This is a genomic window from Acinetobacter sp. MB5, from assembly GCF_003261585.1.
In the GTDB taxonomy this organism is placed as follows: domain Bacteria; phylum Pseudomonadota; class Gammaproteobacteria; order Pseudomonadales; family Moraxellaceae; genus Acinetobacter.
This window is the reverse complement of record NZ_POVU01000001.1, coordinates 389,853-408,647: the sequence shown is the minus strand read 5'-3', so window position 1 is coordinate 408,647 and position 18,795 is coordinate 389,853. Positions and strand designations below refer to the sequence as shown.

Annotated in this window: 20 protein-coding genes; 9 read left to right on the top strand and 11 right to left on the bottom strand. The window is 42.8% G+C overall.

The annotated features are described in order from the left end of the window. Positions 1-46: 46 nt before the first annotated feature. The 7 genes from C1A47_RS02020 to rbsK all read right to left on the bottom strand — a co-directional run bounded on the left by C1A47_RS02020 (position 47) and on the right by rbsK (position 5,339). On the bottom strand, positions 47-1,480 hold the full coding sequence (locus C1A47_RS02020) for a hypothetical protein (RefSeq protein ID WP_162625906.1): 1,434 nt from the start codon (positions 1,478-1,480) through the stop codon (positions 47-49). 11 nt (positions 1,481-1,491) lie between these two features. Further along, positions 1,492-2,178 (bottom strand): prepilin-type N-terminal cleavage/methylation domain-containing protein, encoded by a 687-nt coding sequence (locus C1A47_RS02015; RefSeq protein ID WP_111891890.1) that lies wholly within the window; start codon positions 2,176-2,178, stop codon positions 1,492-1,494. A gap of 10 nt (positions 2,179-2,188) precedes the next feature. After that, the gene (locus tag C1A47_RS02010; RefSeq protein ID WP_111891888.1) at positions 2,189-2,572 is read right to left on the bottom strand and encodes a type II secretion system protein; all 384 of its coding nucleotides are present in this window, start codon (positions 2,570-2,572) and stop codon (positions 2,189-2,191) included. Positions 2,573-2,578: 6 nt separating this feature from the next. Next, positions 2,579-3,052: a Tfp pilus assembly protein FimT/FimU gene (locus tag C1A47_RS02005; RefSeq protein WP_111891886.1), complete on the bottom strand. Its 474-nt coding sequence runs from the start codon at positions 3,050-3,052 to the stop codon at positions 2,579-2,581. Then, on the bottom strand, positions 3,046-3,486 hold the full coding sequence (locus C1A47_RS02000; RefSeq protein ID WP_111891883.1) for a type IV pilin protein: 441 nt from the start codon (positions 3,484-3,486) through the stop codon (positions 3,046-3,048). Before C1A47_RS02000 ends, C1A47_RS02005 begins: the two co-directional genes overlap by 7 nt. Positions 3,487-3,707: 221 nt before the next feature. Next, positions 3,708-4,193: an Lrp/AsnC family transcriptional regulator gene (locus tag C1A47_RS01995; protein WP_111891881.1), complete on the bottom strand. Its 486-nt coding sequence runs from the start codon at positions 4,191-4,193 to the stop codon at positions 3,708-3,710. Positions 4,194-4,400: 207 nt separating this feature from the next. Continuing rightward, positions 4,401-5,339 carry a ribokinase gene (rbsK, locus tag C1A47_RS01990; protein ID WP_111891879.1) on the bottom strand — a complete coding sequence of 313 codons (939 nt, stop codon included), beginning with the start codon at positions 5,337-5,339 and terminating at the stop codon, positions 4,401-4,403. Between the two features lie 160 nt (positions 5,340-5,499). On the opposite strand from rbsK, the gene C1A47_RS01985 reads away from it, so the two are divergent. The 7 genes from C1A47_RS01985 to C1A47_RS01955 all read left to right on the top strand — a co-directional run bounded on the left by C1A47_RS01985 (position 5,500) and on the right by C1A47_RS01955 (position 10,993). Then, positions 5,500-6,486 carry an ion transporter gene (locus C1A47_RS01985; RefSeq protein WP_111891877.1) on the top strand — a complete coding sequence of 329 codons (987 nt, stop codon included), beginning with the start codon at positions 5,500-5,502 and terminating at the stop codon, positions 6,484-6,486. A 209-nt stretch (positions 6,487-6,695) separates the two neighbouring features. After that, entirely contained in the window at positions 6,696-6,770 is a 75-nt protein-coding gene (pqqA, locus tag C1A47_RS01980; RefSeq protein ID WP_111892195.1) for a pyrroloquinoline quinone precursor peptide PqqA, read from the top strand. Positions 6,771-6,842: 72 nt separating this feature from the next. Further along, a complete protein-coding gene (pqqB, locus tag C1A47_RS01975; protein ID WP_111891875.1) occupies positions 6,843-7,754 on the top strand; it encodes a pyrroloquinoline quinone biosynthesis protein PqqB in 912 nt (303 codons plus the stop codon). Between the two features lie 9 nt (positions 7,755-7,763). Further along, positions 7,764-8,522: a pyrroloquinoline-quinone synthase PqqC gene (pqqC, locus tag C1A47_RS01970; protein ID WP_111891873.1), complete on the top strand. Its 759-nt coding sequence runs from the start codon at positions 7,764-7,766 to the stop codon at positions 8,520-8,522. Positions 8,523-8,530: 8 nt separating this feature from the next. After that, positions 8,531-8,809: a pyrroloquinoline quinone biosynthesis peptide chaperone PqqD gene (gene pqqD / locus C1A47_RS01965; RefSeq protein ID WP_111892193.1), complete on the top strand. Its 279-nt coding sequence runs from the start codon at positions 8,531-8,533 to the stop codon at positions 8,807-8,809. Further along, entirely contained in the window at positions 8,802-9,953 is a 1,152-nt protein-coding gene (gene pqqE, locus C1A47_RS01960) for a pyrroloquinoline quinone biosynthesis protein PqqE (RefSeq protein ID WP_111891871.1), read from the top strand. The genes pqqD and pqqE overlap by 8 nt, the downstream gene beginning before the upstream one ends. After that, positions 9,950-10,993 carry a dipeptidase gene (locus C1A47_RS01955; protein WP_111891869.1) on the top strand — a complete coding sequence of 348 codons (1,044 nt, stop codon included), beginning with the start codon at positions 9,950-9,952 and terminating at the stop codon, positions 10,991-10,993. The genes pqqE and C1A47_RS01955 overlap by 4 nt, the downstream gene beginning before the upstream one ends. A 52-nt stretch (positions 10,994-11,045) precedes the next feature. On the opposite strand, the gene C1A47_RS01950 is transcribed toward C1A47_RS01955, so the two are convergent. Continuing rightward, complete coding sequence (locus C1A47_RS01950) at positions 11,046-13,148, bottom strand: TonB-dependent receptor (protein WP_111891867.1); 2,103 nt, start codon at positions 13,146-13,148, stop codon at positions 11,046-11,048. Positions 13,149-13,209: 61 nt separating this feature from the next. Beyond that, entirely contained in the window at positions 13,210-13,611 is a 402-nt protein-coding gene (locus C1A47_RS01945; RefSeq protein WP_111891865.1) for a DUF2946 family protein, read from the bottom strand. A 96-nt stretch (positions 13,612-13,707) separates the two neighbouring features. Between C1A47_RS01945 and C1A47_RS01940 the strand changes: the two genes are divergently transcribed. Further along, positions 13,708-15,081, top strand: coding sequence for a PepSY-associated TM helix domain-containing protein (locus C1A47_RS01940; protein WP_111891863.1), 1,374 nt, complete (start codon positions 13,708-13,710; stop codon positions 15,079-15,081). A gap of 58 nt (positions 15,082-15,139) precedes the next feature. Here the strand turns inward: C1A47_RS01940 and C1A47_RS01935 are convergent, their stop codons facing one another. Together C1A47_RS01935 and lipA are read right to left on the bottom strand one after the other, a co-directional pair. Next, positions 15,140-16,228, bottom strand: a complete 1,089-nt coding sequence (locus C1A47_RS01935) for a transcriptional regulator (protein ID WP_111891861.1) — start codon at positions 16,226-16,228, stop codon at positions 15,140-15,142. A 278-nt stretch (positions 16,229-16,506) separates the two neighbouring features. Beyond that, positions 16,507-17,469 carry a lipoyl synthase gene (gene lipA / locus C1A47_RS01930; RefSeq protein WP_111891859.1) on the bottom strand — a complete coding sequence of 321 codons (963 nt, stop codon included), beginning with the start codon at positions 17,467-17,469 and terminating at the stop codon, positions 16,507-16,509. 358 nt (positions 17,470-17,827) lie between these two features. On the opposite strand from lipA, the gene C1A47_RS01925 reads away from it, so the two are divergent. Next, positions 17,828-18,790: a thiamine pyrophosphate-dependent dehydrogenase E1 component subunit alpha gene (locus tag C1A47_RS01925; protein WP_111891857.1), complete on the top strand. Its 963-nt coding sequence runs from the start codon at positions 17,828-17,830 to the stop codon at positions 18,788-18,790. The last annotated feature ends 5 nt before the right edge of the window (positions 18,791-18,795 follow it).

The window sequence follows — 18,795 nt, the reverse complement described above, 5'->3', positions numbered from 1 at the left end:
AGATCATCAGTTAACTTGATGATCTCTTTTATTTAATGTACTAAGTTTACATGTATTTAATAAACCTTAAACCATTCGCATAGGTTACACTTGGAATTACAGAAGAACTCGTCGCACTACTGTCTGCTAAATTGATAGTAATGTTACCTTGCATGGTTGTTGTTGCAGATCCTGCAATAACCAAGTTACCTGTGATATTAATGTTACCTGTACCTGTAAATTTACCAGATGCACTTCCTGTTCCACCTGCACCATAAGAGGCAATTATATTGCCGTAAAAGTCCAGAGTGGCTTTAGTATTTGCGGCATCAAGGGTTAATGTGTTATTGGTTAAAAATAGGATATTGGCAAGACTTCCAGGAAACCCCGCAATAGCTGAAGTATTGAATGAACCATCAGAGTTACAGTATTGGGTAGGAATATCTAATTTTGTAGTCCCGTGACATACACGCTCTAATACAGTTAAAGAAGTCGTATTGGTTTCATAATAGTAATAAGGTGCATAACTATAATAAGTACCAGCTTTCGAAGTTGTTGCCGTAATACTACCAGTAGAAATAATAGCATTCACTAAAGGAGCTGTTGAAGAAAGGTCAATAGTGACAGCATTATCAAACCATAACACACCGACGGGAAGTAATGTTGGATCGGTAATTTCCCAAGTTCCATCAGTATTATGTGTGATTCCCAAGGTAGAAAGAGCAGAGCATGTAGAACCACTTGAATTATAAACATTTAGCTTAGTACAGACAGCAGTCGTACCAGAAGTTGTAAATTGATAGTTTGCATAAGATTTTAGATCAGCTGCTGTAATAAATGTAGCAGATGTATAAGCTGATACTGTAATACCACTTAAACTGGAGTTAATAACTTTCCCTGAAGTATCTGTTACGTTACCTGCAGCTACAGTCACGTTACCACTACTGTCTGTTTGTGCACCAACAGAAATGCTTACATTATTACCTGTTAATGATGCACTACCCCCTACAATGAGCCCCCCTGCGAATACAGATCCTGTAAGTGTGCTTGAACCTACAATAGTTGCTCTTTGATAAACCGACCGTATCGTTGAAGAAGCACCTCCACTACTGGCAGTCACATCAAAACAGTATTGAGTTGTGGTACTGCTTGTAGGGCATGTAGCTGATTTAGTGTAAGTTGCTACACTTGTTCCAGCAGTCCCAGTTAGTGTTCCATTGGTATCAGTAATTGCTCCACCAGTAATGGCAGCAAGTTGGGTGTCTGTTTTGGAGTATAAAAAAGAGGATAAGGCTTTAACGCCAATCATAGTCTTTTCTTCAGATTGGGTTTGTGCATGTGAGGTAATTGCTGAGTCTTGCAATCCTCTTAAGCTTAAAAACACACCCAATACAATAATAACCAGAGAAATACCAACCAGCAGAATAAATAGCAATGAGGCAACGCCTCGTTGGTGGTGAATTTCTGATTTAGGAACAAGAGTATCTTGATGATTCATCATTTTTCCACCACTTACCTAAAGTTAAACAAACAGGTTTGATTGTTAACCTGATTTTGTGTTGTACCACTGCCTGCATAAACATTAGCAGTAAGTACGACTGCATATGCACCACCATTCGTCAGCGTGTTCGTCACACTATATGGGTTACAACTGGTTGTTGTAATGACTTTTAAACTTGCCATAGCGACATTGGTGTCACTGACTGGAATGAGTACTGTCGGTGTTTCAGAAGTTGTAGTGGAAGTAGGCAGTGCTAAACTGCTGCAGCTATAACCTGCACCATAATAAAATAATCCACTACCTGTATGCGTTGTTGAGCTTGAGTTGAGTGGGTTATCTTTGTTACTGATAATCAATGCTTGACAAGTAGAGGTATCAGATTTCCAGACCAGACTAGTTGCTGTTGTACCCGTGGAAACAGCTGTACCAGTACTGTCATAAGCACGCAGCGTTGTTCCATAGGAAGAAGTTGTATCTGAGTTGGCACCATAGCCGATACCCTGTAAAATTTTATCGGCAGTTGCCAGACCAAACATAACACTACTATCTGTTTTTGCACCTGAAGCAGAATCTCCAGCGACATGAGCAACAGAAACATAAGCTCTTAAAATAGCCAGTGCAATGACTGTGAATAGAAGCAAAACAACCAATACTTCTACCAGTGAAAGCCCTTTTTGAGAAAATAATGGATTTTTCATAGTTATTTCCTCATGGACTAATTTTGATTGGAATTGGAATCAGGGAGGTTGTGGTTGTATCTGTCGAGGAAACCTGAACGCTCGGTGAACTTACTGTCACAGTTGAGGTTCCACCTGTTGATAAGCCAGTTCCTGTGACTGTATAAGTTACAGAAGAGTTAGTCGTACATGGTGTTAGTACTGAAGTACTATTGATGGAAATACTTGATGCTGATGTACAGTTGCCATTTTGCAGCATGTAACGCATTTGACTGACAGTCAGTAAATGAATGTTCATATCTCGCTGAATGAAGTTAGCACGTCCTAATAGATAGGCGCCGCCCAAACCAATCACCATTAATAAGACCATCGAAATCAGAACTTCTAATAAAGTGAAACCATTATTTTTTCTCATGATCAATCACCTTAAAACGCCAGTAACAGTTTGAGCAGTGCTAGCAGCAATCGTATAACTTGAGCAGGTATTGTCGACTGTTGTGGGTGTAGATGAATTTAAAAACTGCACTGTATTATTGAGTAAAATTTTTGAACTACAAGCTGTTGCAAGTGTGATCGTCACATCACTATCAAATGAATCACTCCAAATGGTTGTACTACTACTATCACTGACAGTGATAGTTTTTGCCGTATTATTAACCGTGATTGTAGCTACCGTTGGATTAGTTGCATCAGTTAAGACTTTATTTGGATTTTTAAGTGCCTCAGTTTTTGCCTTATTAAATGCCTGAGTGAGAACCGACTGTGCTTTTGAAACATGCGCGGTTGCTACCCAAGATCGACCTATTGGTGTAATTGCACCAACAATGATGGCTGCAATGATCAAAACGACGAGCAGCTCAATTAGTGTTGCGCCTCTTTGATCTCGTTCTACCATGATGTAAGCCCACCACAACCTGTACTGCTATCAGTAATCGTTTTGGTATTGGTATTGGTCAGTGTTAAGGTACACCCAGCATTCATTGTGCCAGTAATACCTACAGCTGTAAGCGTGTATGTTGTTGTAGTTGCAGTGATGGTATAAGTAAAGTTTGCGCTTTCAGCAGGATTCCATGTAATACCATTGTTTGTTGAAATATATGTACTAGCAGATGTACCTGAAGCTGTAGCAATATATTTCAGGTTGCGTTGATAAAGATTTTCAACCACTAAGCTTAATGACGTTAAATCGGTCATCGCAGAGCGAACATGAGACTTAATCACATATTTTTTATAAAGTGGTATCGCAATTGCTGTCAAAATTGCAATAATCACAATCGTGACCATCAACTCTAATAATGTAAAACCTTTCTGATTATGATGACGCTTCATTGTTGTTCCCCTATAACATTTATTAAAATTTTATATTGATGTTAGTAAAGGTAATTATTTTTGGCGACAAATGGATGAAAAATGGCGACGAAGTGATGAAAGGAAGAAACTAAGTACTAAATATTGATTCATTTCCAATCAAAAACTTTAAAAAACAATAGGATTAAGAAAATTATGACTCACTAATTATTTCAATTATGAGCCATAAATAATATTGAGAATTAATCAATCAGCATCAGATCAGCGGTATTTTCAAGCTTAAGAGGTCGTAAGGCAAAAATAGAACGGGTATGCCGAATCCCTTTAATCGAATACAATTTTTTTCTAAGAAATTTTTCATAGTGCTCGGCATTTTTAACAGCAACTTTAATTAGATAATCATAATCACCAGTCACGAGATGCGCTTCAATCACTTCAGGAATATCCGCGAGTGCTTGACTAAACTGTTCTAGAATTTCATCGTCATGCTGTTCTAAAGTAATTTCAATAAAAAACAGTTCATTAATCCCAATCGCTTTGGGATTGATGTTTGCGGTATAGCCATCAATAATTTTGAGTGATTCGAGTCTTTTTAATCTCGTCCAACACGGGGAGGAGGATAAACCAACGACCTCTGACAGCTGTGCAACGGTTAAACGTCCATTTGAGCGTAATGCAGATAAAATTTTTCGGTCAATCTGGTCAAGTGTATATTCTGTGCTGTTCATGAATTAAACTACGGAAGAATCATCTTAAAAATATGAATATACTTTATTTTTATTTTGTTAAACGAATAAAAAACCAAAAAATCGGGCAACATTTGTGACTCATCGGTTATACACTGAATACATAAGGTCAAAGTCACTTGGGTAATGACTTTGATTGGATGAATCGGCTCATTTCAGGAAGGGTGACTGAAATGAGCCGATTTGTTTTTATTTGGGTTTTTTCAATTTTAGAAATTCATCAATTTCAGTTCGCCAAGGGATGGAAGGCTGTGCACCTGCTTGGGTTACGGCTAATGCTGCTGCTGCACTGGCAAAATAACTGGCTTTAAGTAAAGTTTGATTTTCAAATAGTGCTGTCATCAGTGCCCCCATAAAGGTATCACCCGCACCCGTTGTATCAGTCGCATGAACTTTAAACGCAGGAATGTGTTGGCCTTGTCCATTTTGGCTGAGCCAAATGCCATGCTCACCTAAAGTAATAATGATGTTCGGGATACCTTTGTCATGAAGGATTTGTGCTGCCTGTTCAGCACTTGCCGTATCTTTGATCTGTATTCCTGTGAGCTGTGAAGCTTCCGTTTCATTGGGGGTGATGAGGTCAATCTGTTGCAAAAAATCGGTGGGTAAAGTCTGTGCTGGGGCAGGGTTGAGCACCACCATTTTTCCTGCTGACTTTGCAATTTTTGCAGCTTCAATCAAGCTGTCCAATGGTGTTTCTAGTTGTAATAATAAAGCATCTGCCTGACGAATGTGATCCGCATGTTTCTGCACATAATTTTTGTCTAAACAGGCATTTGCCCCAGAGAAAATTCCAATACAGTTTTCAGCTTCACGATTGACAAAAATCAGGGCAACGCCTGTTGTCTGTTCAGGGACTTTGTGAACAGATTGTATGTCGATACCATCTTGAGTGAATTGCATCAAAATATCATCGGCAATAGCATCATTTCCTAAACAGGCAATAAAAGTCGTGTTCGCACCACTGCGGCTAGCAGCAACGGCCTGATTTGCACCTTTTCCGCCAAAAGCCAATTGATAATGTTGTCCAGTAATGGTTTGTCCTGCTTGGGGAAAAGCAGCCACATTTAAAATATGATCGACATTGATACTACCAAGAACCACGAGCTGTTTATTGTTATTTGTCATGTATAGGCTCAAAACGAATTACTGCTGACAGCATAAAAGATTTTGTGGGGTGGGAGAAGACGTTACCGTAAATCTAGACCATCGTCATAGCTCATATAAAATTCCTCAAACTTTATATGGAATTTGCTAATATCGAATTTTATTTTACTGCGCCTTTGCTATGACAGTTTCAGCTTACTATCGTCGCACACGTCGCTATTGCTATAACGTGCTTCATAATCCTGATTACGACACGCCTGCAAGCCGTTATTTTAACTATTTGCTGATTACCATGATCATTGCAAATGTCGCGGCGGTTCTGGTTGAATCCGTCGATCATGTTTATCAGGAACATGCATTTTATTTTGATCGCTTTGAGCATATTTCAATTGGTGTGTTCACAATTGAATATTTGCTGAGACTGTGGAGTGTGGTTGAAAAAGATGCTGAAATCCCTGCATGGAAGCAGCGATGTCGTTGGTTGTTAAGTGGAGCTGCTATCGTTGATTTTATTGCGATTTTCCCTGCATATCTCAACTTTTTCGTGCATATGGATTTGAGCTATTTACGAATCCTTCGTTTATTACGATTGTTAAAACTGACACGTTATTTTGTGTCATTACAAATTCTGTTGAATGTCATTGAACGTGAGAAAGGCTCATTTCAGGCCGTCATCTTTATCTTAATGATTATGATCGTTCTGGCAGCAGGGGGTGTCTATGTCTTTGAACATAATGCTCAGCCGAAGGTTTTCGGCTCCATTCCACAGGCCATGTGGTGGGCGGTTGTCACATTAACCACGGTCGGATATGGCGATGTGACTCCTGTGACCAATGCAGGAAAATTGCTCGGTTCGGTGATTATGGTTCTCGGGGTGGGACTTGCGGCTTTACCCGCAGGTATTTTAGCAACGGGTTTGGCCAATGAACTGAATGTTCGTAAACAACGCCTTGAACAAGAATTTCGGGAACTCATTATCGAAAAAGATCTGGATTTGGTGAATGATGAAAAAGAAATACAGAAAATAGGACGTATAGTTGGGCTTCGAAAAGAACAAATCCACGAAATTCAAATGCAACTCATCCGAGAAAAATTACTGGAAGAGAAAGAACAAGAATTGAAACATTATAAGTATTGCCCACATTGTGGTGAAAAATTGCACGATTAAGATTGGCTTAATTTTTACTTAATATTATCATCATGTGAAAATTAACCAGCTTGTGTAGTGTTTTGTATCTATATGCATGAGATTACAACAAGTGTAGTTTTCGCCAATTTGCACCTTGAAAAATTTTCGTTACAATGCGACCTTAGTCTTTTATAAAGTTTTGCTAAAGACTAAGCAGTCTTGCAAAAATACTACCTGGAGGAATTGCAATGCAATGGACTAAACCTGCTTATACTGATATCCGTATTGGTTTTGAAGTGACTATGTATTTTGAAGCGCGCTAAGCCTCGCTGTTTATAGTCAATTTATAAGCCCTAGATTTACTAGGGCTTATCTCTTTATAAAAGTTAAAAATTATGTATATTCATGTATTAGGATCAGCAGCAGGTGGTGGTTTCCCACAGTGGAACTGTAACTGTGCCAACTGCTCGGGTGTACGCCAAGGAACGATTCAGGCTAAACCGCGTACTCAGTCTTCAATTGCCATTTCCGAAAATGGAGTTGACTGGGTTTTGTGTAATGCCTCTCCTGACATTCGTCAGCAACTTTTTGATTTTAAAGCGGCACAACCTGCACGTAAATTGCGTGATACAGGTATTCGTAGTGTCGTACTGATGGACAGCCAACTGGATCACACTACAGGGCTTTTAACCTTGCGTGAAGGTTGCCCGATGGATGTGTGGTGTACCGAAATGGTTCATCAAGACCTGACCACTGGTTTCCCGATTTTCAATATGCTGAAACACTGGAATGGTGGTTTGCAGCATCATTTGATTGATCCAAAAAAAGCCTTTCAAATTACAGGGTTTGATCAATTGGAATTTCAACCCCTGATTATTCGCAGTGCCGCGCCGCCGTATTCTCCACATCGTCATGATCCGCACGACGGTGACAATATCGCGCTAATCGTTCGTGATCTTAAAACACAAAAACAACTGTTCTATGCACCTGGGCTTGGAAAAATCAGTGATGAGATCATGCAGATTATGGCAGCGTCAGATTGCGTGATGATTGATGGAACACTGTGGTCAGATGATGAAATGCAGCAATGTGGCGTTGGTCAGAAAACTGGGCGTGAAATGGGGCATTTATATATTGGTGGTGAAGGTGGTTCGTTGTCTTATCTGGATCAGCTCGACAAACCGCGCAAGGTATATATCCACATTAACAATACCAATCCGATTTTAAATGAAGCATCTGCCGAATGTGCCGAGTTACAGGCGCATGGTGTGGAAGTGGCATTTGATGGCATGCAGATTGAACTTTAAGGGGCAATAATGACAGAGCAAACACAGGCAATGAGCCCTGAACAGTTCAAGCAGGCGATTTTAGATAAAGGGCGTTATTACCATATTTATCATCCATTTCATGTGATGATGTATGAAGGTAAAGCTACGCAGCAGCAAATTCAGGCTTGGGTGGCGAACCGCTATTATTACCAGATTAATATTCCACTGAAAGATGCCGCGATTATGGCAAATTGCCCTGACCAGCATGTGCGTCAGGAGTGGATTCAGCGCATGATTGATCAGGATGGTATTTTTCCTGATGGCGGTGGGCGTGAAGCATGGTTGCGCTTGGCAGAAGCAGTCGGCTTGACCCGTGAGCAGGTGATGTCTGAAGAACTGGTACTGCCAAGCGTGCGTTTTGCTGTGGATGCCTATGTTAACTTTGCCCGTCGTGCGCCGTGGCGTGAAGCGGCCAGTAGTTCATTGACCGAGTTGTTTGCACCACAGATTCACCAGTCGCGTCTGGATTCGTGGCCGCAGCATTATCCGTGGATTAATGACCAAGGCTATGAGTATTTTCGTTCCCGTTTGAGTCAGGCACGCCGTGATGTAGAACATGGTATGAGCATTACCCTTGAATCATTTACCAGCTATGCTGAGCAGCAACGCATGCTGGAAATTTTGCAATTTAAACTCGACATTTTATGGACGATTTTAGATGCACTGACGTTGGCCTATGTACACAATCAGGCGCCGTATCATAGTGTGACTGAGCAGCGCGTTTGGCATACAGGATTGTTTAAGTGAGCGAAAAAATGGATTTTGACTTAACGCAAGTGCCTGCATGGCGACAAGGCTACCGCTTCCAGTTTGAAGTGGCACAAAATGCCCATGTGATTTTGTACCCTGAAGGTATGATCACACTCAATGGTAGTGCCGCCGCGATTGGACAGCAGATTGATGGACAGCGTTCTGTGGCAGACATTGTGACCGCACTGAAACAGCAGTTTGGCGATATTGCCGAAATTGAGCAGGACGTGGTGGATTATATGCTCGTGGCACAGCAACAACACTGGATTGAGCTACATGGTTGAGGGTGTTGGCTTACCGCTTTGGCTGTTGGCAGAGCTGACCTATCGCTGCCCGTTACAATGTCCCTATTGTTCCAATCCACTGGATTATGCCGCATATCAGCAAGAACTCAGCACTGAAGAATGGTGTCGGGTGTTTGATCAGGCACGTCAGATGGGGGCAGTGCAATTGGGGTTTTCGGGCGGTGAGCCTTTGGTGCGTCAGGACTTGGAGCAACTGGTTCAGCATGCGCATCAGCTTGGGTTTTATACCAACCTGATCACTTCGGGAATGGGCCTGACTGAAGAACGCATTGCCGCGCTGAAACAGGCGGGTCTAGATCATATTCAGGTTAGTTTCCAAGCCAGTGATCCAACGGTGAATAATGCTTTGGCAGGTTCCAAACATGCTTTTGAGCAGAAATATGCCATGAGCCGTTTGGTCAAGCAGTATAATTATCCGATGGTGCTGAACTTTGTGATTCATCGGCATAATATTGATCAGATTGATCAAATTATTGAACTGTGTATTGAGCTTGAAGCCGATACGGTGGAATTGGCGATTTGTCAGTTCTATGGTTGGGCATTTTTAAATCGTCAGGGATTATTGCCGACCAAAGAACAACTGGTTCGTGCAGAACGAATTACCAATGAATACCGTGCCAAACTCAAACAGCAAAACCATCCTTGCAAATTGATTTTTGTGGTGCCCGATTATTATGAGGAACGTCCCAAAGCCTGTATGAATGGTTGGGGCAAAATCTTCCTGACCGTTGCGCCCGATGGCACAGCTTTGCCATGTCATGCTGCGCGTCAGTTACCGATTCAGTTTCCGAATGTCAGAGAGCAAAGCTTGTCAGAGATTTGGTATCAATCCACAGGTTTTAACACCTTCCGTGGTGATGCGTGGATGCCAGAACCGTGTCGTAGCTGTGATGAAAAAGGCAAAGATTATGGTGGCTGCCGTTGCCAAGCCTTTATGCTGACAGGGGATGCCAGCCAGCCAGATCCAGTCTGTGGTAAATCGTCACAGCATCATTTGATTGAACAGGCACGGGCTGACAGCGAGCAACCACTGACCTTTGAGCAACTGCAATTTAGAAATCCGCGTAATTCCAAAAAATTAACCCGAATCCAAGTGCAACAACTTGAGGGTAAATCATCATGAGTTTGGTGTTTGATGGTCATAATGACGTGCTGACACGCTTATGGTTGAGCGATTCCCCCAACCCTGCTCAGGCATTTTTACAACAACGCCTTGCAGGGGAAATGGATTTACAACGTTGCCAAACGGCAGGTTTTGCAGGTGGCTTGTTTGCCATATTTGTACCACCTTTTGAATATGTGCAGCAGCATGCACCTCATAAACTGGCTGATTTGCAAGCCGATCAGTTTAGCCTGCAGGACATGCAAAGCATTTGCCTGAAACAACTGGCGATTTTACAAGAGATTGTTGCAGACTCTCGGCAGCAGGTGAAACTCTGTACCAGTGTGACAGAAATTCGTCAGTGTATTGAACAGCAGAAATTGGCAGTGGTGCTGCATCTGGAAGGTGCAGAAGCAATTGCTGAAGATCTTGAATTGTTAGATGTGTTTTATCAGGCGGGTTTACGCAGCATTGGCCCATTGTGGAACCGACAAAGTCTGTTTGGTCATGGCTTAAAAGCAGCATTTCCACATTCACCGAATACAGGTGCAGGGCTGACCGATTTAGGTAAACAGTTGCTGAAGCGCTGTGCTGAACTGCACATGGTCGTGGATGTATCGCACATGAACGAACGTGCCTTTTGGGATACGGCAGAACTGTTGCAACAGCCGATGGTTGCCACGCATTCCAATGCCCATACCTTATGTCCACAAGCACGTAATTTGACCGATCATCAACTCAAAGCCTTTCAGGAAACGCAAGGCATGATCGGGGTAAATTTCGATACCGCATTTCTACGTGAGGATGGTCAGCGTAATCGCGAGACCTCCCTTGATGTGATTCTGGATCATATTGAATATTTGATGGCACATGTCGGAGAAGCGCACGTGGGCTTTGGTTCAGACTTTGATGGTGGTTTTATCAGTCAGGAACTTGAAGATGTGACAGGTTTGCCAAAGATTGTGCAGCACATGCAGCGACGCGGTTATAGTGAAAATCTGATTCATCAGTTATGTCGAGAAAACTGGCTCAATACCTTGGAACGGATTTGGGGTAAATAGCCTAAGTTATTCAGATACACGCCACCATCAAGATGGCGTGCAAAACCAAAACTTAGAATGTCCAGTTTAAAGTGAGTGTTGCTTTTAACGGCTCACCTGGTTGAACCCAGTAATTGGTATAACTCGACACATAATAAGTGCGGTTAAACAGGTTGCTGATATTGAGCTGCACCCGAACATCTGGACGTGGCAAGAGATAACCACCAACATTCACCACAGTAAATGAAGGCAAGCTTGTGCCATTATCGATGTAATTCGCGCTGCGGTGACCAAAGTAGTTAATATTTCCCACCAGTCCCGCAGGGTAATCTGCAATATGGAACTGATAATCTGCTGACAGGTTCGCCGTATGTTTTGGAATGTTTTTCAGGCGTGCACCTTTGACATCGACTTCACTTTCAATCACTGACGCATGGGTTAAGGTGTAGTTAGCGTTAATCCGTAAATTTTCGGTGAGTTGATGCTGCAATTCGACTTCAAGCCCATGACTTTGTACATGCCCACTATCCACATAACTGTCGCTAATACCCTCAGTCAGTAAGTGGTGCTTATCCAGATTAAAATACGTCAGCCCCAACCAGCTTTTTGGCAAGAACTGATATTTCGTGCCGATTTCCCAACTTTCGGTTTTTTCAGGATCATAGAGTTGATTGTTCTTGTCTAAGCCTGTGTTGAGTTCAAACGATTTTCCCCAGTTGCTATACAACGACCATTTTACAGTCGGTTGATAATTAATCGCAGCGCGTGGGGTAAATGGGGTGAAGGTTTGTTTGGCAGAAATCCCCGTGCGGTAGTCATCAATCTGCTGTTGTAAACGGTTATAGCGCCCACCCAACACCACATTCCATTGATCATTCAGGAAGATCTGATCTTGTAAGTTGAGCCCCAACATGTCTTGGGTTTCTTGGTTGTATTTTGTGGTACGGGTCAGTGGTAAAATCGTCTGACCATAGACAGGATTGGCAATGTTAATCGGACTACTTGCCCCAGATGCACTTCTTAACTGTAACTGGTCGATGGTGTAGTGACCCGCTTCAACGTTGGCAACGACTTCATGGCGAATCGAACCTGTGCTGAATTTTCCACGTAAAATCTGCTGAAACTGGGTGGTGTCAGTTTCAAAATGTCGATAACGACGGAAACGGTTAGCCGTTAGACCGTCGCTACTGATCGATGAAATCTCGGTCGATGTGCCTTCACGTTCGCCGTGTTCATAACTTAGTGCGGTGGTGCTGTCCCAGTTGTCATTAAACTGATGATTCAGGCGTATCTGAACCATCTGATCTTTAATCTTGATATCGCCATCGCTAGGTTCACCGTAGAAACTGTGAATGTTCCCAAACTGGCCGTTGACCATGGGAATGCCACGGTCAAAAACACCGCGATAATTTGCAAATTCGGTATCGAGATTGAGCTGGGTCTGATCGGAGATTTTCCATGCCAGTTGTGGCGCAATGTAATCGTGTTGATTGTCCACATGATCACGGAAGCTCTGGTTATTTTCATACGCCACACCTAAGCGGTAGGCAAGTACATCATTGATTGCACCTGTGGTATCGATTGAACCACGATACTGTTGTTCGGTGCTGCCACTGACAGAAACTTCGGTTTTGGGTTGCCACTCAGGCTGCTTGGTGGAGATGTTCATGATTCCGCCAATCGCACCTTGCCCATACATGGCTGCCATCGGCCCTTTGAGAAAATCAATCGACTGGATGTTGACCATGTCACAGGGCGCATGAATCCCACTCAGAGAACTTAAACCGTTACGCATGTACATCGTACCCATGTTGGGGTCGGTACTAAAGCCACGAAATGAATAGTTATCCCAAAAACCGCCGCCATAACTGTCCTGATACATCACGCCATTCACCAAAGCCAGTGCATCGCTGACCCGCTGGATGTTGTAGTTTTGAATATCTTTTTCAGAAACATGCGATTTGGTAAAGGGCACTTCTAGCAAGTTGTGTTTGAACTGGGTGATTGCCTGAGAGGACAAATGTCGTTCATCCTGTTTTTCGGCAGATACGGTAATGATGGGTAAATCTGAAATGGTGGTTGAGTCACTCACCTGATCGGCAGTATGAGCTGTCACAGCAATAGACGCAGCAAGAATTCCCCAAGTTAAAGGGTGCAATAAAAAAATACGTGGCATAACGAAGCCTTTCAACAAAAGCAAAATAACGGTGTGCGAAAAATTTTTCGCTTAAACAAAACTATGCAAAGTTGAAGGCAAAAGGCGGTGCTCGACCTTGGGGGCAGAGGAATAAACGGCGTAGATAGAAAAACACATAGCTGAGCGCAGCGAAAACAATCAGGCGAACCAGAATTTTGTTTTCGATGAGCGTTAAGCTCGGCTCAGTGATTGGCGAGAGGTGATGGAACAACTCGCAAAAGTGACAATGCTGCAACATTTTGTCATGTTGTTTTTGCATTTGGGAATGCTCAGCCGCAGACATATGCATCTGTGACATGGACATGCTGCTTTGTTCAAGTGCAACGCTAATCTGTTCACAAATCATGTTGTTTTGCATGCTTTTAGGCATAGCGACCTGCCAAAACACAAGGTTTTGAAGCAAAAGTGCCATCAAGCCGAAAAACAAACCATAGCGCTGCATGACTTAATCCAAGTTCCAGCATTCCCCGAAAAAGGTACACAGCCTAGCACAAGATTGATAAGATGCAGCCTATTTCTGAAGGTTCTGGGCTGTTTTATGCAGAAAAATTCATCGCAAACTCACTTTTCCAATCAATTGCTACATGTCTTGCATGTCCAGCTTGGAGTGTTGGTTGCGCCGTTTATTTTTATTGCTGCATTGACAGGTTTGCTTTACGCACTGACACCACAGATTGAACATGCAGTGTATCAAAAGCAGCTCTTTGCCGTGCATGATCTTTCACAGTCGGAACAAGCATTAAGTCTACAAGTGGCTGCTGCACAAAAGGTTTTACCTGCACAAGCGATCATTACGGCTGTACGTCCTGCACCGCAACCCAATGCAACCACACGGGTTTTGTATCTCAATCCGAATGATCCTGAACATAGCCATGCGGTTTTTATTAATCCGTATACGCTTGCCGTACAAGGACAATTACCTGTGTATGGCACCAGTGGTGTACTGCCAATTCGTACCTTTTTAGATAATTTACATCGCAACTTGCTACTCGGTACATTTGGGCGTGCCTACAGTGAGTTGGCAGCCAGTTGGCTCGGGATTTTTGCATTGACTGGGTTATGGCAGTGGTATCGAAAGCGTCAGCAGATGAAAGTCAGTAAAGCACATGCGCGACAAAAGAACTTGCGCTGGCATGCGTGGGTAGGTTTAAGTGTGTTTCCAATGCTGCTGTTTTTTTCAGCAACAGGGCTGACATGGTCAAACTGGGCAGGGGCCAATATTGCCAAACTGCGACATTTGGCAAACAGCGATACGCCAACTCTAAATACTCAACTCAGCCCTATGTCGATGTCTATGCCGATGGACGCTCACGCAGAACATCACATGTCGATGCCCATGTCAGTTCAGCCGCAACCACTGATTTTGAAAAATTTTGATGTGATTGAAAAACTGGCACAGCAAAATGGACTGACTTCAGAATATTTGCAAATCAAACCGAGCTATAGCAGTGACAAAGCATGGACAATTGAAGAAATGCGTCATCGTTGGCCTGTACAAGTCGATGCGATTGCGGTGGATATGCAGCAACAGAAAGTGGTCGATCAAATCGAGTTTGCCAAGTTTCCACTGTCTGCCAAGTTGACCCGTTGGGGCGTTGATGCCCATATCGGGGTGCTGTTTGGCTGGGTCAATCAACTGGTCTTGGTCCTCAGTGGTGCTTTGATTTTGGGGTTAGTGGTTTTTGCTTATCGGGCATGGTGGAGCTATGCACAAGCACGTTCAACCTTGCAGCATCTCAATCGTCAGGTGATACGTTTGTGGCAGTCTGCCAATTCTGTACAGCGTGGAATCAGTTTACTGGTTTTAGCGGTGCTGTATTTTTTAATGCCTATTTGGGTTTTAAGTATTTTGGCATTACAGATCATGTTATGGATGCTGAATCTCAGAAAGCCACAAGGCGCGGTGGACTAAACATCAACCTGCCAATTTGAATTGACGCATTGGCAGGTGATCAATTTATTTAGAATGTTTAACTCCGACTGAGTAAGGTCTGTACTTTGTCTAAATACGGGCTGTCTTCAGGTAAAATTTCCAATAACCGTTCAATGGCATCCAGACGTTCAGGTGCACGATTGACCAAAGTCAGCAGCAAGTTTGCATCTTGACAGTGATAAATATAGTGGCTCAGGCGCGCATCAAAAGCATCGCGCCATGCCCGTAAAAATGGGCTATCGGTTTTCGGTAAAAATTCGCCTTTATATAAATTAAACACGGTTTGCATATAACCTGCATTCAAGGCTTTTTCTGCCATGAGAAAGTCACATTGCAACTCACAATTCAGACGGTAACAACGTGACTGAATCCCACCTTTGAGTAAATGGCGGAGCTGCGAAATTTCGGCTTTTAAGGTCGTTAAACTAACGTCCCGATCACCATAAAGTGCATAGTGCAACTCATCAAGCTGAATTCCTGTGGGGCAGAGTGCCAAAATACATAAAATTTCGGTTTGGCGTTGCGTCAGGGTGAGTGAGGTTTGATTAAATGTGACTTGTGGCATGCCAAACAGATTCATGGACAGGCAGTCTTGCTGTTGTACATGAAAAATCTGGCTGAGTAATTCTGCACAGCGTTCGACCGCCAATTTTCCCAAAGTACTATGGCGTTTATATTTGGCAGATAAATTCATAATGCCATAATATTGCTTGGTTTTTTGGTCAATAATTGGGGTGGCATAACAGACCCAGTCACGCACACTGTTCATGCTATTTTCATGTGAATAGACACAACTGGTTTGATGGGTATTGAGTGCTAGACCAATCGCATTGGTTCCCACCGATTGGGTTGACCATTGTCCACCTTCAACAAAATGCACCTGCTCGGCAGAAGAACGCATGGCACTACTGCTCCATGTCCAGAGCAATGTGCCACAACTGTCAGTGACCCCAATTGCCATGCCCGCTTCATCAGCAATGCTGGCAAGCTCGCGTTGTCCGTGTTGAATACTGCGCCCAAATAAGGAAGACTGCCAGTTTTGCTCTAAACAAAGCAGTGGTGCGGCAGTTAAAGAAAGAAGCGAATCAGCAGATGTGCCAGAAAAACGAGTGTGTTGCATATCCATGTTGTTATCCTTCAAAAGATGGGGCATTAGACTCATATCCGTTGAGCATTTTGTCTGTCCCATCGCAGTTTAGTGCATTCAAATTCACAGCAAAGAAACGATTTTTTATGATCTAAAACAGCAGTTTGTCCCGATCTCTTGGCTATTTCTAAATCTTGTGTCGCCTCATCTCCCACACCAATTTATAGCAGATTGTTGCTGTAGTTTGCTCGAAAAATGTTAAAAAATTTCGGTACTTTGTGAACTGTAAAATGAAACACTTGTTTTTTCTATGGTTATTAAAAAATAGGTAGATTTTCTCCCAAGTATTGCTTGTCGGCAAAGTAACTGGAACGCACCATCGGCGCACTCCATAAATTAAAAAACGCTAAATGTTGACCATGCGTTTGATAACGCTGAAATTCGGCAGGTTCGACAAAACGCTGAATCGGGGCATACGCAGGGCTTGGCTGTAAGTATTGTCCAATTGTCACTAGATCGACCTCATGGTCTTTCAGATCATTGAGTAAAGCCAACACCTCGGCTTCAATCTCACCCAGACCGACCATCAATCCGCATTTGGTCAAAATATCGGGACAACGCCGCTTAAACTGTTGCAATAACTGGAGTGAGTGCTGATAGTCAGAACCCGGGCGCATGGCTTTATACAAGCGTGGCACGGTTTCAATATTGTGATTAAATACATCGGGCGGGCAGCGACTTAAAATTTCTAGTGCCAAAGGCATCCGACCGCGAAAATCAGGCACTAAAATTTCAATCCGCGTCTCTGGGCATTGCGCTCGAATTGCACGAATGCAATCCACAAAATGCTGTGCGCCACCATCGATCAGATCATCTCGATCTACGGAAGTTATCACCACATAATTGAGCTTTAAACGTGCCACCGTTTCGGCAAGATGCATGGGTTCATCGGCATCGAGTGCCAACGGGCGACCATGTGCCACATCGCAAAATGGACAACGCCGCGTGCAAATATCGCCCATGATCATAAAGGTCGCAGTACCACTGCCAAAGCATTGTGGCAGATTGGGGCAAGCGGCTTCTTCACACACGGTATACAGCTTTTGTTGTCTTAATAAACGCTGAATGCGCTTAATTTCTTCAGGATCGCTGATTTTACTGCGTATCCACTGTGGTTTTTTAGGTAAATGTTCACTGGGAATAATTTTAACGGGAATACGTGCCAGTTTATCTGCACCCCGTAATTTTTCGCCTTGTTGTGGTTTTATACTTTGTGACATTTAAAACATATCCTTATGTGATTTAAATTGATTGATTTACTCGGAATAATGTATAAATAACCTCTATTTTAAAATCATTGATGCCTTTAAATTAAAATAGCAGCATTATAGATTATCAGGCAAAGGTTGGTTGAAGGTTTGTTTTTATAATTTATTGATTATTAATAAAAAATAACATTTTATTTTATTGGTTTAATTGCTTGTTTTATTTCATTTTTGTCTAAAAATAAATCAAAAACTTTTTTAGTCTAATATCCAATATTAAAAATTTGATTTTATATAAATACAGATGGTTTAAATCGAACCGTTAGATTAATTTCATTTTAAAGATGATATTTAAAATATAAGGGATATGGATATGCAGCTTACTGAAGAGCAATTACTTGCCGCATATAAACGTATGCGCGATATTCGTGAATTTGAAGACCGACTTCACGAAGAAAATACCAATGGTGATATTCCGGGGTTCATTCACTTATACAGTGGTGAAGAAGCGGTTGCAGTGGGTATCTGCGAAAATTTAACCGATAAAGACTACATTACCTCGACTCACCGTGGGCATGGGCACTGTATTGCCAAAGGCTGTGATATTCACGCCATGATGCTGGAAATTTTTGGGAAAGATGATGGTCTTTGCCGTGGTAAAGGCGGTTCGATGCATATTGCCGATTTGGACAAGGGTATGCTCGGCGCAAACGGGATTGTAGGCGGTGGCCCTCCTTTAGCGATTGGTGCGGCATTGACTGCGAAAACCCTAAAAACGGGTGGGATTGGACTGTCTTTTACAGGTGATGGCGGTTCTAACCAAGGCTTGACTTTTGAAGCCATGAATATGGCGGTGGTGCTGAATCTTCCAGTCATTTTTGTATTTGAAAACAATGGTTTTGGTGAAGGTACAGGGCATGACTACGCAGTGGGCAGTAAAGACATTGCAGGGCGTGCAGCAGGTTTTGGTTTGCCTGCAGTTAAGGTCGATGGCACCGACTTCTTTGCCGTATATGACGCAGCAAAAAAAGCCATTGAGCGTGCGCGTCGTGGTGAAGGCCCAAGTGTGATTGAAACCGTGACCAACCGTTTTTATGGGCATTTTGAGGGCGATCCGGGATTGATCCGCTCTAAAGAAGAAGTGGACTATGTCAAAGAGCATAAAGACCCACTGAAAATATTCCGTAAAAAAGTCAAAGGCAAAGTCGATGTTGCCAAACTCGATGCGATTGATGTGGCATCGAAAGCCAATGTCGATGATGCGGTTGCCAAAGCACGTGCGGCGGAATATCCAAAAGCCGAGCAACTGTTGACCGACGTTTATGTGTCTTACTAAGGGAA

Coding starts and splice junctions, on each gene's coding strand:
- C1A47_RS02020 (WP_162625906.1), bottom strand. CDS start 1,480: ATGATGAATCATCAAGATACTCTTGTTCCTAAATCAGAAATTCACCAC.
- C1A47_RS02015 (WP_111891890.1), bottom strand. CDS start 2,178: ATGAAAAATCCATTATTTTCTCAAAAAGGGCTTTCACTGGTAGAAGTA.
- C1A47_RS02010 (WP_111891888.1), bottom strand. CDS start 2,572: ATGAGAAAAAATAATGGTTTCACTTTATTAGAAGTTCTGATTTCGATG.
- C1A47_RS02005 (WP_111891886.1), bottom strand. CDS start 3,052: ATGGTAGAACGAGATCAAAGAGGCGCAACACTAATTGAGCTGCTCGTC.
- C1A47_RS02000 (WP_111891883.1), bottom strand. CDS start 3,486: ATGAAGCGTCATCATAATCAGAAAGGTTTTACATTATTAGAGTTGATG.
- C1A47_RS01995 (WP_111891881.1), bottom strand. CDS start 4,193: ATGAACAGCACAGAATATACACTTGACCAGATTGACCGAAAAATTTTA.
- rbsK (WP_111891879.1), bottom strand. CDS start 5,339: ATGACAAATAACAATAAACAGCTCGTGGTTCTTGGTAGTATCAATGTC.
- C1A47_RS01985 (WP_111891877.1), top strand. CDS start 5,500: ATGACAGTTTCAGCTTACTATCGTCGCACACGTCGCTATTGCTATAAC.
- pqqB (WP_111891875.1), top strand. CDS start 6,843: ATGTATATTCATGTATTAGGATCAGCAGCAGGTGGTGGTTTCCCACAG.
- pqqC (WP_111891873.1), top strand. CDS start 7,764: ATGACAGAGCAAACACAGGCAATGAGCCCTGAACAGTTCAAGCAGGCG.
- pqqD (WP_111892193.1), top strand. CDS start 8,531: ATGGATTTTGACTTAACGCAAGTGCCTGCATGGCGACAAGGCTACCGC.
- pqqE (WP_111891871.1), top strand. CDS start 8,802: ATGGTTGAGGGTGTTGGCTTACCGCTTTGGCTGTTGGCAGAGCTGACC.
- C1A47_RS01955 (WP_111891869.1), top strand. CDS start 9,950: ATGAGTTTGGTGTTTGATGGTCATAATGACGTGCTGACACGCTTATGG.
- C1A47_RS01950 (WP_111891867.1), bottom strand. CDS start 13,148: ATGCCACGTATTTTTTTATTGCACCCTTTAACTTGGGGAATTCTTGCT.
- C1A47_RS01945 (WP_111891865.1), bottom strand. CDS start 13,611: ATGCAGCGCTATGGTTTGTTTTTCGGCTTGATGGCACTTTTGCTTCAA.
- C1A47_RS01940 (WP_111891863.1), top strand. CDS start 13,708: ATGCAGAAAAATTCATCGCAAACTCACTTTTCCAATCAATTGCTACAT.
- C1A47_RS01935 (WP_111891861.1), bottom strand. CDS start 16,228: ATGGATATGCAACACACTCGTTTTTCTGGCACATCTGCTGATTCGCTT.
- lipA (WP_111891859.1), bottom strand. CDS start 17,469: ATGTCACAAAGTATAAAACCACAACAAGGCGAAAAATTACGGGGTGCA.
- C1A47_RS01925 (WP_111891857.1), top strand. CDS start 17,828: ATGCAGCTTACTGAAGAGCAATTACTTGCCGCATATAAACGTATGCGC.